Here is a 14,225-nt window from a genome sequence, read left to right as displayed (position 1 = left end):
TGAATTGATGAGATTTCTATTACATTTTTAGTGGATCATCTTTTAGAATCCATTTGGAGGTTACTATTTTTCACCAAGATTCTTCAAAAGCATAAAACAAAAGGAATTATTCCGGTCGGTGGGACACCAACCAGTAGTTTAAAATCACTTGCATTCAGCCACGGAAACACAGAACACACGGAAAAATCCTACAGAAGGTTTAGGCGGTCGCAACTCCACTCCTTTCAAGGAGGGGGGGCGGGATGGAATGTGCGTAGACGGGGTGGTTATTGCAATGGACTTACATGCGTTAGATGGTAAAACGATTGAACCATGTAAGCCATAAAAGAAACCATAAGTACCACTCCCTATCCGCCAACAATAAGGCAAATGCAAAGTCGTAGCGAGACGCTACCAATGCTGTTAACTTTAAGGAGAAAACTAAAATAGATTGTCAACCTGAGCCTGTCGAAGGGTAATCCATTTTAGTTTTCGACTTATTAAGAAGGTCTTCGACTACTTGTCCCGATTTCACATCGAGAAGCTCAGCCTGACAGCATTTAGCTTAAGTTAATAGCGTTGGGTGGGACACCAACCGGTAGTTTAAAAGCCTTGATTTTTGGTTACCCATTCAATAACACTCTTTACTCCATTCCAAACAAACCCCTATTGATGAAAACCTTCTTTTTTCAAATAGAGGAGTAATTCGGTAGGCCTGTCTGTTTGTAGAATAGCTGGTTTCTTATCTATTAGCCAGCCCCAGCTTTCCACCTTTTTATTTTCATCTACAGCAAGATCATCATCATGACCGCCATTTAAAGATGGCCATAAGCTATTGAGCCAAAGCACCTGTTTTTTAGCCACTTCAGGAAGTAAATTCAGATTTTGTATAGTGTCAGTATCAAAAATAGGCTGGATGATACTTTTCAGATTAGGCTGATAGCTGTTCATAATGGGCATGGCATCTGCTCTTTTCATGTTGACCACGACCATTAGATAAGCCTGCTCAGGAATAGCCTCCTGACGCTTCAAAAGTTCGTAATTTATATTATCGCCAACATTAACTATGGCTTCATTCAAAGTACCCGTTTCCTGTAGAATCTGGAATACTTCCTTCAGGTGGTCGTTACCTTTATCTACATTGATAATGATTTTGCCTTTAGCAGCAATCATCATTTCTTTTAAGGTTGGGATGCCATGATGAGTTGCTCTGCCCAGACCGTTTTTTAATCGGAATTTCTGAAGATCTGCCAAAGCATAATCGCTTACCTTTCCTTTTCCGTTAGTGCTGCGATCGATGGTATTATCGTGCATCACTACCATTTGACTATCTCTGGTCATTTTCACATCAAGTTCCATAATGTCGAAGCCTTTTTCGATGCTGTTTAAAAGGGCTTGCATAGAGTTCTCCGGAGCATTTCTCCAATCACCGCGGTGTGCAGCAACTAAAATCTCTTTTTTGTTTTTCTGGAATATTGAAGCAAGCTTTTGGTCTGGTTGCTGCGCAAAAGCGCCTATGGCTGTACAAATCAATGCGCCCAGCAAAAGAAAGCTAAAGGGACTGTTTTTAATCATAAATAACGTTTTAATTTAAAAGTATATATGAAAATGGTGGCCAAAGCTCAGCCACCATTTCAATTGAAGAATTTACCCAATAATTAATAGCCTGGGTTTTGATACATTCTAACCGGATCAAGCTTAACCTCATCGAAAGGAATCGGGAAATACCTGTCTTTAGTGGTTACATTGGCAAGCTTGGCAATACCGAATGCAGATTGAGGCTTAGCCTTTAAATAAGTTACCAGTTCAGTTGCGGTAAAATTTCTGATCAGATCAAACCAGCGTTGGTGTTCAAAAGCAAACTCTACTCTGCGCTCGTGTAAAATGGCCAGCTTTAAGGTTGGGAAAGCGGCTGCATAAGCGGCATTTGTTCTCGAAACCGCATAGCCTGGCATTCCGGCACGCGTTCTCACCATATCCAAGTACTGAATAGCCAGGGCATCATTTCCCTGAAGCATGTTTACTTCGGCAAGCATCAGAATAACATCTGCATAGCGCATCAAAATCCAGTCGTTACCACCGTATCCGTTCAACGTTGCGCCTGTGCTCGCATCTCTAAATTTAGTAATGAACCAATCCTTCACAATAGGATCATTGGCATACTTCACCGAGAAATCCTTTCTGCTATCAGCAGCTTCATATTCGTTAATTAAATCCAAGGTAACGTTACCGCCAATACCGGTGGCTACCTTTAATGAGTTAATGGTTTCGCCTTTGGCCTGGTTGTTTGCGGCAATGCTTGAGCTGTAGTTAACATCGCCCTGCTTGTAAGAAATTTGGAAAATGAGTTCTTTACAAGTAGTCTTTTTTGCCACATCAAATACATCTGCATAAGGAATTTCAGCTAAATTTCCGAAAGCTTTCATGTTATAAGCAGCCAAAAGATAGGTATTGGCATTGCTTAGGTTTTCGGCTTTATTATTCGGAAGTGTAGCAGCCATGGTAAGGTATACTTTACCCAAATAGGCATTGAGAGCCGCTTTAGATACCCTGCCAATTCCGGCAGTAGGCTGAAAGTTTGGCAAAGAGCTATTTAAGCCATCCTTTAAGTCTGCAACGATCTGGTTATAAACATCCACTTCAGGTACGCGGAAAGTAGCAGCGGTAACCTCATCAGTTGTAACCAATTGCCTGGTAACCAAGGGCACCGGCCCCCATTTGCGTACCAACTGGAAGTACATTAAGGCCCTTAAAAACTTGGCCTCTGCAATGTAATTGGTTTTGGTTGCCGGATTAGCGAAAGCAACTTTATCAATATTAGATAGAATCACATTACTTCTCGTAATCGAGTTATACAGCGCAAGCCAATGTGACTTTAAGTAAGAGTTACTTGGCAAAAGTGAGAAATCGTTAAACTGAAAGGGTTCTCCGGCATTACTCTGATTGTCATTTCTTCCCGTATCATCAGAACGCTCGTCGGTAAATAAGCCACTGTTCTCACCTAGGGTATTGCTACTTCTTAAAGCCTGGTAAGCACCATTAACCGCAAGAAGCACATCATTCTCTGTTTTAAAATAATTCTCAATCGTTACTGCATTGGGGTTATTTTGCTGCAAGAATTCCTTTTTACAAGCACTTAAACAAACTGTTGTGCCTATTGCAGCCATTACAATATATTTTTTCATTTTTTTAGATTCTAAAAGGTCAGTTTAACACCAAGGTTATAGTTTCTTGCCAAAGGATAATTTCCGTAATCTACCCCAGGCGTTAAGTTAGCGCCGTTATTGTAGTCAACCTCAGGGTTATAACCTTTATAATCGGTAATGGTAAAGGCGTTATCTACACTCGCATAAATGCGGATATTGCTTACTTTAAGCGTGTTGGCAATTGATTTCGGGAAGCTATAGCCCAGGGTAATGTTGGTACACCTGAAATAAGATCCATCCTGAAGATAGAAAGAAGATAAACGGGTGTTATTACTTTGCGTTCCAGCACGCGATGCCCTGTAATTTAAGCCACTGCCCGGATTAGCCTCATTGCGGTAACGGTCTGCAACTTCTGCATATTGATTACCAGAACCCTCAAAGTTGTATAAATAATAATCTTGCCCATCCAATACCTGGTTGCCATGCGAGCCATTAAACGAAGCCCTGAAATCGATCGTTTTATAAGAAGCATTTATTGCAAATCCGTAAGTGAACTTAGGATATGGCGTTCCAATAACCGTTTTATCTGCATCGTTCACAATTCCATCACCATTGGTATCCTGAAAGTACAAATCGCCAATTTTAGCCGGATTGGTAGTAGAAGCCGATGGAGCAACTTTACCGAGGTTTTCTGCTGTAATTCTGCCTAAAACCTTAAACCCATAGAACATACCTACTGGCTGGCCTTGTTGGGTAACGTGGGTAATGTAAGACCGTTCTGCACCGTTGGTAAAGATGGTACTTGCACCCCCCATATCCAATACCTTGTTGCGATTTAGGGCAATGTTTCCGCTAAGTCCTAAAGTAAAATCCTGGTTTTGTATAATCCTGCCATCTAACTGAAGATCAAAACCCGTATTGCGAACCTTGCTATCGGCCAGGTTGGTCAATATAGAAGCGCTACCAGAAACACCCGATATAGGCTGATTAAACAAAAGGTTATAAGAATTACTGAGGTAGTAATTGGCAATGATAAAAAGGCGGTTTCTGAACAAGCCAATATCAGTACCAATGTTATACTGAGAGGTAGATTCCCAGCCTAAACCTGGGTCCTGAATAGAATTAGGCCAAATGGCAGTAGAAATGGTGTTTCCAAATACTACCCCTCCCGGAGCATTCATTTCCTGTTGTGTTCTGTAATCCGGAATGTTATTATTCCCGCTTAAGCCCCAGCTCGCTCTGATTTTTACGGTAGAATGCTCACCCAGTAAATTATTGTAAAAATCTTCATCAGAAAGATTCCATCCTGCCGAAATAGACGGGAAATTACCATACTGGTTTAAGGGACCAAATCTGGAAGAACCATCGCGACGGAAAGTTCCAGACAAGAAATATTTACCCGCATAGTTGTAACTCACGCGGCCAAAATAAGAAAGTAGCGTATTGGTAGATTTTGCTGCATTATCCAGCGCAAAGAAACTTGGATCTGCACCTTTATCAGAAATCTCGCCGATATAATCATTCTGGAAACCTTTAGCAGAAACACGGATCACATCGCTGGTAGTTTTTTGTGCAGAATAACCGCCTAAAACATCCAATTTATGTTTACCAAATTCCTTGCTGTAATTTAATGTAAACTCCGCCAACCGATCTAGCTGGCTCAGCGTTCTTGCAATGGCATTGGCTGCCGTAATAGAGGCCGTAGAGTAAGGTGGGTTATTGCCACTACTTAAACTGGTTGGCAAATAATAATCGTACTTTTCATTGTATGTTTGTGTACCCAAATTGGCTTTAAAATCTAAGCCATTAAGAATTTTATAGGTTGCATTGGCATTATAAGTACTTCTGCTTCCTTTGCGGGTTATTTTTAACTGCTCTACGGTAGCCAAAGGGTTCTCGGGGTTTTGAATACCAAACTGAGATGCCAGAGCGGCCATGCCAAACTGAATCGGGTTGCCATTTGCATCCCTTGCCGGGAGATAAGGCAGATAAAGCAAGGCAGACATCATCGGGCTTAAATTGTAACGCCCTTCCTGCACCTCGCGATTGTCGTTTTGCGTATAAGATACATTCGCACCCACATGCAAGCGTTCGCTCACGTTGCCATCAATATTTGCCCTAAAGTTGAGTACTTTTTGATTGGTATTGGTTACAATACCATCGTTATTCTGGTAGCCACCACTTATAAAATACTTCACATCCTTATTGCCTCCATTAAAAGAGAGATTATGGCGCTGAAAGGCCGCATTTCTATACAATTCATCCTGCCAATCGGTATTGTATTTTGCAGGAATGGCCTGTTGAGTAGAGAAGTTATAAAGGTCTGTAGGGATACTCACGCTACTACCGTTACCCACATTGGCGATACGGGTAGCATTAGCATCGCCAAACATCGAATCGTTCCAGGTCTTGCCAGAGTTTACCCATAAATCTTTATAAGCGTTGTTACGGCCATCAATAAGCAATTGGATAAATTGGTTGGCATCTAACAGATCAATCTTTTTGGCCAGTTGAGAAACACCTCCCTGCACATCGTATTCAAAGCGGCCTTTGCCATCTTTTCCTCTTTTGGTGGTAATCAATACCACACCTCCAGAAGCTCTTGAACCATAAATAGCTGCCGATGCCGCATCCTTTAAGATATCTATCGTTTCAATATCTTCGGGGTTAATAGATACATTATTTCCTGCCGGATAACCATCAATTACATACAATGGATCAGAACTGGCATTAATAGAACCTACACCACGAACCCTGATCTTGGTACCTGCATAGGGTGCACCACTGGTTTGCGAAACCTGTACACCAGCCACTTTACCCACCAAAGCCTGGCCTATAGTTGGCGAGGTAAGGTTCATTTCTGAAGCCTTTACGCTACTAATTGCACCTGTAAGATCAGATTTTCGTACTTTTTGGTAACCAATAGCCACAACCTCATCTAAGGTATTGGTGCTTTCGCGTAAAATAACGTTCAAGGTGCGCGATCCGCTTACCGCAACTTCCTGTGTAGTGTATCCCACAAAAGCAAAAACCAAAGTAGTTTGCTCCTGCACAGCAAGGATGTACTTACCATTTGAATCAGTTACAGTGGTTTTCTTATTTTTCTTATCGTAAATGCTCACACCTGGTAAAGGCTGGTGCTGCTCGTCGGTTACTGTACCGCTAATGGTAAAAGCTGCTTTGCGGCTAAAATCAGATAGCTTGTTTTTATAGCCATAGGAGGCCATGATAGGCGAATTGCAAATGGCCAGTAATCCTATAGGCAAAAGCAATTTCCTGCAGGTAGGCTTTAAACCCGCAATAAAAGAAAATGATGTCATCTCTTAGTTGTTAGTAATGTTTGATTAATTTGTTTTTGATATGGTGTTAAAAAGGCATGTCGAAGTAAGATTCACATAGGCATTGTGTTAATTCATAACCAGGATATTTCGAGTGCTTTAATTGCGCCAAAACTAGGTGTGTACTTTTAACACTATGTATACTCAATATTAAGTCTGCAAGAATATTTCAGCGGTAAAAAATCGAATTCCCGCCTGGGGATGCTTTTTCTAAAAAAATCCCTCGTGCGAATTAATACAGCATTAATACTGGCTTAATGAACATTGTATAGCTTGCAAAAATTTTTTATGAGGTTACCAATCGCCCTATTTTTGCTGCTGCTGACTTTGTTTAGGGCAGGGGCACAACAGCATACCGCTGTACAAGCCTACCAACTGGTTGTGGGCAAAACTTCTGCCTACAATCCCTTCGTACAGCACAAAAACTATTATTTACTTACGCTGATGCAAGAGTTGCCAGATTTGAGAAAGGCTGTAGCAGCAGATCAGGTTTTAAAGCAACTGCTGCGAAGTAAATTAAGCAAGGGTAATTCGGCCTTAAAGACCTGCAAAAATGATATCGGCTGTTTAGCCAATAGTATTAAGTTTACCGATGCCGAAATTACCCAAGTAAGTGAAAGGCTTTCTGCATTGTATCAAACCGACAATATTTTCGGAACCACCATCAAAAACCATTTATTACCCTCGGGCTGTTATGGTTTATACCAGCAGCTGCCAGAAAAAACGGTGCTAACCAAAGCCTGGGAACAGGATGCCAAGGCCGTTAATTATGCAATTGGTGTTTATGTTGAGGGACAGAAGCCCAATTATCCTAAAATAGACTCCATTTCCTTTCAGCCTGGCGATAAAGCGTTCGCATCACTTATTCAATCAAATCTCTTGCTCAATACCTCCGAAAAAGAAACACTATTCTTTGAGCCGACGATGAATTTCGCACTCGGGGCACTGGAGCTAAATGGCAGGTTGGATGCGGCCGATTACGAACCCCTTATTAGTGGCCCCAATGCAAATGCGATAGCCCAGATTAAGAAAACGAACTTCAACAAATATCTCTATAGCGTAATACTGGTTCCTGGTGCAGGGCCCGAAGACCGGGATACGGAACTAAGCGCTGGTGGAATGATCCGTTGCCGCATTGCAGCTGCCCAATACCATAAAGGTGTAGCACCATTTGTGGTGGTTTCTGGCGGGCGGGTGCATCCCTATAAAACCAAGTATAGCGAAGCTTATGAAATGAAGAAATTCATGATCAACACGCTGCATATTCCCGAAAATGCGATTATAATGGAGCCACAGGCCAGGCATACCACTACCAATATGCGCAATTGTGTTCGCCTGATGTTCCGCTATGGCATGCCGCTAAACAAGCCCGGCTTGGTGAGTACCACGGCATCTACCATTCCTTACATTGCCGGCATCCTGGCCGAACGCTGTAGAAAGGAGTTGGGTTATGATCCCTACCAGATAGGCAAAACACTGAGCGCTACCGAAGTGGAATTTTTCCCCAACAGTCTTTCCCTACAAATTGATTTTGACGAACCTTTAGATCCTTAAGCCCATGAAACTTTTCGGTATAGCGGCTATTGTAAGCTGTTTGGCTATAAGTACATTTAGCCAGAAACCCTTATCTGCAACAATAAGCAAAACCTTTACCCTCGATTCGCTCGGGGCATGTCAGGGCATATCTTTTCAAAATGGAAAGTACTTCTTATATGGCGACCGCGAAGTGGGGGTGATGCGCGCCTATAGCCTTATAAAAGACTCCTTGATTTATGAAAACACAGAATACCGTTTTACCATCAATGGCGAAAATATCATCAAACATCCTACCGGCATTGCTTACCGAAAGCGGCTACCCACTTTTGTAGGCAACTCTGTTCGGCAAAATGCTTCGGGTACTGCCTGGAAAGCCTTTATTTATGCCATAAACTGGGATGGATTTTTGAAAAGCAAAACCCTGGATGGAAATTTAATTAAAACCATTGAAGATGATGCCTGCATTCAAGGTGCCAGACCTGAGTATGTAAGGTACAAAGGTAAATGGTTTATGGCAACCGCCGATTATGGCAATAAGGCCAATGAAGTGCGCTTATATGATCCAACATTGCTGGCCAAGGCTAACAAAACCAGTGAAAAGGGACTTTTATTTAAGAAATTTACCTGCGCTGCATGGGTGCAAAATTTGCATTTCATAGAGCAGGAAGGCATTTTAGTACTCATTCAAAATCAAATTGAAGGACGTAAATGGAGACTCACCTTTCTTGATTTAGCCAAATCTATAGCCAATGGACAGGAAGAAGTGATTAAAGTAATTGACCTCGATAAAGCAGATGAGCTTGAAGGTTTTACCTTAACGGCTGATGTTACAAAGGGGATTGCCGTGAGTTCGGCCAGAAAAAACAATGTGAGTATGGTAGAATTGTCTTACGGGAGGTAAGGGAGTTTGGTTTACTAGTTCAATGGTTTCAATGGTTCAATAGGGCAGTAGCCATTAGGAAAATAACCCGACGTTACGAAGTTGTATAGCGCGAGATACACAGAACACACGGAAAAACTCCAGAAGGCTTAGGCGGTCGCAACTTCCCTTACTTTTTAAAGGAGGGGGTGTAGATGGAGTGTAAAGTGGCGGGGGTGGTTATTGCAATGAGCTTACATGCCTTAAATGGTAAAAAAGGATCGAACCATAGAAGAAAATGTAACTACCTTAGCCAATCAAAACCTGTATTAAGGCAAAGCAAATAACAATTCCTCTCACTTGCATTTTGCCACGGAAACACAGAACACACGGAAAAATCCTCGATGAGGCTTAGGCGGTCGCAATTCCCCTTACTTTTTCAAGGAGGGGCTGTAGATGGAGAGTGAAGTGGCGGGGTGGTTATTACAATGAACTTATATGCCTTAAATGGTAAAAAAAGGATCGAACCATAGAAGCCAATAATATGCAAGGCAAATGCAATCACTCTCACTTGCATTCAGCCACGGAAACACAGAACACACGGAAAAATCCTCGATGAGGCTTAGGCGGTCGCAATTCCCCTACTTTTCAAGGAGGGGGTGTAGATGGAGAGTGAAGTGGCGGGGGTGGTTATTACATTGAACTTATATGCCTTAAATGGTAAAAAAAGGATCGAACCATAGAAGCCAATAATATGCAAGGCAAATGCAATCACTCTCACTTGCATTCAGCCACGGAAACACAGAACACACGGAAAAATCCTCGATGAGGCTTAGGCGGTCGCAATTCCCCTACTTTTCAAGGAGGGGGTGTAGATGGAGAGTGAAGTGGCGGGGGTGGTTATTGCATTGAGCTTATATGCCTTAAATGGTAAAAAAAGGATCGAACCATAGAAGCCAATAATATGCAAGGCAAATGCAATCACTCTCACTTGCATTCAGCCACGGAAACACAGAACACATGGAAAAATATCCAGAAGGTTTAGGCGGTCGCAACTCCCCTACTTTTCAAGGAGGGGGTGTAGATGGAGTGTGAAGTGGCGGGGTGGTTATTACAATGAACTTATATGCCTTAAATGGTAAAAAAGGATTAAAATATAACCTCAGTCAGCTTCACTACTGTATATGTTTCGGTTTTAGCCCTTGAGCCGCAAGCTCCACAATCTCCTTAATCCTTTTCTGCCGGGTTTCTGGCCTTTTTGCCAGCACCAGCCATTGAAGCATGGCCTTTTTGGAAGATTTACTCAACGTTTCAAAGAAATCGCCAGCTGCGGGTTGATTTTTAAACCCCTCTTTTAAATCATCAGGTATAATCAGTTGTTCTACCTCATCTAAAATGGTCCAGGAACCATTTTGCTTGGCCACTTCAATGCTTTTTAATCCGGCATCTGTCATTAGACCCCTTTCAATTAATTGCACAACTTTGTCTTTATTAATTTTAGACCAGGTGCCAGTAGCTTTTCTTCTGCTAAAAAACTGATGGGAGGTTTGCTCATCAATTTTTATTTTCTTGCTGTCTATCCAGCCAAAGCATAAAGCAGTTTCAACAGATTCAGCCCAGGTGATCGATTTTTTATCTGAACTTTTATTGTAGCAAACCAGCCATACCGATTGCTTGGAAAGGTGGTTATCCTGCAGCCACTTTCGCCAGTCTGCAACGCTTTTGGCATAAAATGTTTCTGTTTCTTTTTCCTGCATTTTGAGTTGTCAAGCCAGTTTTAAACCGAACAAATGATGTTGTAAAATACAAGAATTAATTTTACGAATCAACATGATAGATCACCAAAATCATTAACTATCTGCTACGGAAACACAGAACACACGGAAAATATCCAGAAGGTTTAGGCGGTCGCAATTCACCTACTTTTCAAGGAGGGGGTGTAGATGGAGTGTGAAGTGGCGGAGTGGTTATTGCAATGAGCTTATATGCCTTAAATGGTAAAAAAGGATTTAACCATAGAAGAAAATTTAATGACCTTAGCCAATCAAACCTGTATCAAGGCAAAGCAAATAACAATTCCTATCACTTGCATTTTGCCTCGGAAACACAGAACACACGGAAAAACTCCAGAAACTTTAGGCGGTCGCAACTCCCCTACTTCTCAAGGAGGGGCTGTAGATGGAGTGTGAAGTGGCGGGGTGGTTATTACAATGAACTTATATGCCTTAAATGGTAAAAAGGGATTTAACCATAGAAGAAAATGTAACGACCTTAGCCAATCAAAACCTGTACTAAGGCAAAGCAAATAACAATTCCTATCACTTGCATTTTGCCTCGGAAACACAGAACACACGGAAAAATATCCAGAAGGTTTAGGCGGTCGCAATTCCCCTACTTCTCAAGGAGGGGGTGTAGATGGAGAGTGAAGTGGCGGGGGTGGTTATTACAATGAATTTACATGCCTTAAATGGTAAAAAAGGATCGAACCATATAAGCCATAGAAGAAAATATAAGCACAGCTTATTTTGTCCTAACCCTATCAAAGCAAATGAAATCCCACACCTGAAGGAGAAGGCATGAAAAGGCAATAAGTAAAAACAATATCTTTTCATACCCTAAAAACCGCTTTAAGATTCCCTCTTGCGAGAGAATGAGGGCCGTTCATGTAAACTCCATCATTGTGAAGCCGGGGTGAATGAGCTGAAGCAATCTGATTGAATATCCTTATTTTACTTCCCGCAGCATTATTAAGAACCGACAAAGCCAGAACAAGCTTTACTTAAACAACCTCTTGACTAACAATTACTTGCAAAACACAATTACTATTCACTAACGATCCAAAATGACTGTTATTGGGCTCCAATGTTATCACTCAAATTTACGAAATGAATTCGTTTACACTAGAAAATCATGTAAATACAACCAGCTACAAAATATCAAGAAAATTACTAAATGATTTTCGCGAACATTTCAGTTACAACAACACATCCATTTACCCTAATTCTATTACAATTATTAATTATATTTACCCTAATTCTGTGACAGAAAAGCAACTAATTAACCCTAATTCTGTGACGAAATATTGATTAATTAACCCTAATTTTGTAACAACAAGTAGTTTTGGAATTGAAGTTTGTCAAATGGTATCAGGCATCTCAAATCGAGAATTACCTAACCTGGTTCAAAACACAAAATCTAGATTAGCATATCAGGTTTTGTGGATTATGTAGAGGAACTGGCCAGGCAATGGGACAGAGATGATTGATACACGGGAGAGATAAATAATAATTTACCTTTGCATCTCAAATGACAAAAGCAACCCATCGTAAAATACAGTTATTCCTTTTTGCCCTATGCGTGTTGGTATGTGGATTTTATTACCATTACTATAAAAGGAACAGGGAACTCGATGCTTACAGGATACAACATTGGGCGGAATTGCAAAGCCACTTGATCACTAAGCAAGAATATTGGAGGCTATGGGATTCGAAAATAAAAGAATGGAAAGAATCGTTGAGCAAATGTGAATTACTGGAAACACTTCAGGTTCTTCTGTTTTTACTCAGCGCTGCGAACCTTATTGTGTATTGGCAGTTTAAGAAAAAAGGTTTAAGGGTAAAAGCAGGATAGTTAGAGCATTAGCTTCTGTATCTATAAATAGGGTGCTGATTGTTGATATGCTTCGATAATCATCTTTTTTACCTCATGCCTGCTATCAAATATCAGTTTATCTGATCGGCAAAAACCACAGCTCCAAACCAGGCATTTAAAGGGCTTTCTCAATTGGTATTTGATTTTGGTTACTGGCGTGTTTAATTGCTTACACCGCTCACAATAACATTTGTCACGCTCCCCGCAGGGGATCATTAAGCGTTCCATTTCAACGAAGATCTTAAATTCCTCTAAAATAAATTCTTTTGAATTTTCAGCTGTCAGCCCAGAGGTTATCCAAATTGAATTATCATATCTTATGTAATCCAGGTCTTCATTAATATAAAAAAAAGGTAGGTAGCGGTGTTCATAATCAGAAGCATAAACGATTTTAAGCATCTGGCTGAAAGCATAATCAATACCGATTTCTTTTTTGATGGCCTTATCTGCAATCATCAATGCATAACAATAGATCAGTTCGTCTTCGGTTCTTGCTACCTCAATATCGAGGTCTTGCACTGATTTCCAGAAATATTTTTCCCGTTCCTCAGTGGCCTCATCATCCAGGCCTGCCAGAATAAAAAGATTTTCACTTTCACAGCCGAGCTTTAAAGCACTTACTGCCCATTCAACAAACTTTTTGCTGTCGAACTGGGCGAGTAACCTTTCTCCTAAAATTTCAAGTGTTAATTCGGCTACTGACATTTATCTAAGATATAGATTTTGGTAATAAAAAGCCTTGGACTTAGTGGAAACCTAAGCATATTTTAGCGAGGTAGTTATTTGCCCCAATGAAAATAATCAATAACCTTTTCTCTGTCTCGTCCTGAAATAGCTTGTCATTAAAAATTGAAAAATGGCAACAAAAAACAAAGACAAAACAAAAATTTCGACCAGGAAACCTTGGGGTCGGTTAAGTGAGGATGTTAAGGAAAAAATCCTCTGTGAGATAAATTCAGGGATGCTAAGCAAGAGTGCCGCAAGTCGAAAATACAGTTTACCCAGGAGTACCATAGGACTTTGGTTTGAGAAGCGTAATTTAACTATCTTGGCACAAGTCAACCCTTTAAACGTACTTTCAGCAATGGACGAAAACCAGGAAACAAGACTTCTTAAGAAAAAGATTGATGAACTGACCAAGGCCCTCGCCGATGCTCAACTGAAAAATGCTGGACTAGAAACCATGATTGAAGTTGCGGAAAGCGAACTTAAGATCAACATCAGAAAAAAGCGTGGTACCAAACGGTCTTAAGAATGCGGCAAAAACGACCAGATAAGCCTCTGGAAGAACTTTGTGCACTGTTTGGTGTAAGCCGCCAGGCGTATTATCTGGCACAGAAAATGGCGCTGAAGACCGATATCTCCCACATGGTGGTATTGGCCCTGGTGTCCGAATTCCGTTCGGAGGTCCCACTTTTAGGAACACGCAAAATCCTTCATATGCTATCTCCGGAGATGGAAAAGCACAATATAAAAATGGGGCGGGACCAACTTTATGATCTTTTGAGGTTTCATGGGCTATTAATACGTAGAAGGAAGCGCTCTATCAGGACTACTGACTCCAATCATGCCTTAAAAAGGTATCCTAACCTGATAAAACACATGTTGCTTTCAGCCCCTGAACAACTATGGGTAAGCGATATTACCTACATCCGGACCCAGTTGGGCTTTAGTTATTTAAGTCTGATTACTGATGCTTATTCCAGAAAGATTGTA

9 protein-coding genes and 1 pseudogene are annotated in these 14,225 nt (G+C 41.1%); 5 read left to right on the top strand and 5 right to left on the bottom strand.

Features of this window, described 5'->3' with window-relative positions; all coding sequences use genetic code 11:
- Window positions 1-645 precede the first annotated feature (645 nt).
- The 3 genes from BMX11_RS14330 to BMX11_RS14320 all read right to left on the bottom strand — a co-directional run bounded on the left by BMX11_RS14330 (window position 646) and on the right by BMX11_RS14320 (window position 6,445).
- Entirely contained in the window at window positions 646-1,554 is a 909-nt protein-coding gene (locus BMX11_RS14330) for a glycerophosphodiester phosphodiesterase family protein (protein ID WP_090885422.1), read from the bottom strand.
- 83 nt (window positions 1,555-1,637) lie between these two features.
- Window positions 1,638-3,164 carry a RagB/SusD family nutrient uptake outer membrane protein gene (locus BMX11_RS14325; protein WP_090885420.1) on the bottom strand — a complete coding sequence of 509 codons (1,527 nt, stop codon included), beginning with the start codon at window positions 3,162-3,164 and terminating at the stop codon, window positions 1,638-1,640.
- Between the two features lie 11 nt (window positions 3,165-3,175).
- The gene (locus BMX11_RS14320) at window positions 3,176-6,445 is read right to left on the bottom strand and encodes a SusC/RagA family TonB-linked outer membrane protein (protein ID WP_090885418.1); all 3,270 of its coding nucleotides are present in this window, start codon (window positions 6,443-6,445) and stop codon (window positions 3,176-3,178) included.
- 306 nt (window positions 6,446-6,751) lie between these two features.
- Here BMX11_RS14320 and BMX11_RS14315 point away from each other — a divergent pair, with 306 nt between their 5' ends.
- Together BMX11_RS14315 and BMX11_RS14310 are read left to right on the top strand one after the other, a co-directional pair.
- Window positions 6,752-8,017, top strand: coding sequence for a YdcF family protein (locus BMX11_RS14315; RefSeq protein WP_090885416.1), 1,266 nt, complete (start codon window positions 6,752-6,754; stop codon window positions 8,015-8,017).
- Window positions 8,018-8,021: 4 nt separating this feature from the next.
- Complete coding sequence (locus tag BMX11_RS14310; RefSeq protein WP_090885414.1) at window positions 8,022-8,900, top strand: hypothetical protein; 879 nt, start codon at window positions 8,022-8,024, stop codon at window positions 8,898-8,900.
- Window positions 8,901-10,033: 1,133 nt separating this feature from the next.
- On the opposite strand, the gene BMX11_RS14305 is transcribed toward BMX11_RS14310, so the two are convergent.
- Window positions 10,034-10,615, bottom strand: coding sequence for a YdeI/OmpD-associated family protein (locus BMX11_RS14305; RefSeq protein WP_090885413.1), 582 nt, complete (start codon window positions 10,613-10,615; stop codon window positions 10,034-10,036).
- A 1,549-nt stretch (window positions 10,616-12,164) separates the two neighbouring features.
- On the opposite strand from BMX11_RS14305, the gene BMX11_RS14295 reads away from it, so the two are divergent.
- Window positions 12,165-12,488, top strand: coding sequence for a hypothetical protein (locus tag BMX11_RS14295; protein WP_090885411.1), 324 nt, complete (start codon window positions 12,165-12,167; stop codon window positions 12,486-12,488).
- A 21-nt stretch (window positions 12,489-12,509) separates the two neighbouring features.
- On the opposite strand, the gene BMX11_RS14290 is transcribed toward BMX11_RS14295, so the two are convergent.
- Window positions 12,510-13,214 carry a hypothetical protein gene (locus BMX11_RS14290; RefSeq protein ID WP_090885410.1) on the bottom strand — a complete coding sequence of 235 codons (705 nt, stop codon included), beginning with the start codon at window positions 13,212-13,214 and terminating at the stop codon, window positions 12,510-12,512.
- 151 nt (window positions 13,215-13,365) lie between these two features.
- On the opposite strand from BMX11_RS14290, the gene BMX11_RS14285 reads away from it, so the two are divergent.
- Together BMX11_RS14285 and BMX11_RS14280 are read left to right on the top strand one after the other, a co-directional pair.
- A complete protein-coding gene (locus BMX11_RS14285; protein WP_090885409.1) occupies window positions 13,366-13,761 on the top strand; it encodes a hypothetical protein in 396 nt (131 codons plus the stop codon).
- A gap of 2 nt (window positions 13,762-13,763) precedes the next feature.
- A pseudogene (locus BMX11_RS14280) lies at window positions 13,764-14,225 on the top strand (hypothetical protein); the annotation flags it as partial.

The organism is Pedobacter rhizosphaerae (assembly GCF_900111155.1).
GTDB classification, from domain to species: domain Bacteria; phylum Bacteroidota; class Bacteroidia; order Sphingobacteriales; family Sphingobacteriaceae; genus Pedobacter; species Pedobacter rhizosphaerae.
Note: the sequence above shows the minus strand (reverse complement) of the source record. Positions and strands in the feature narration are given on the sequence as shown.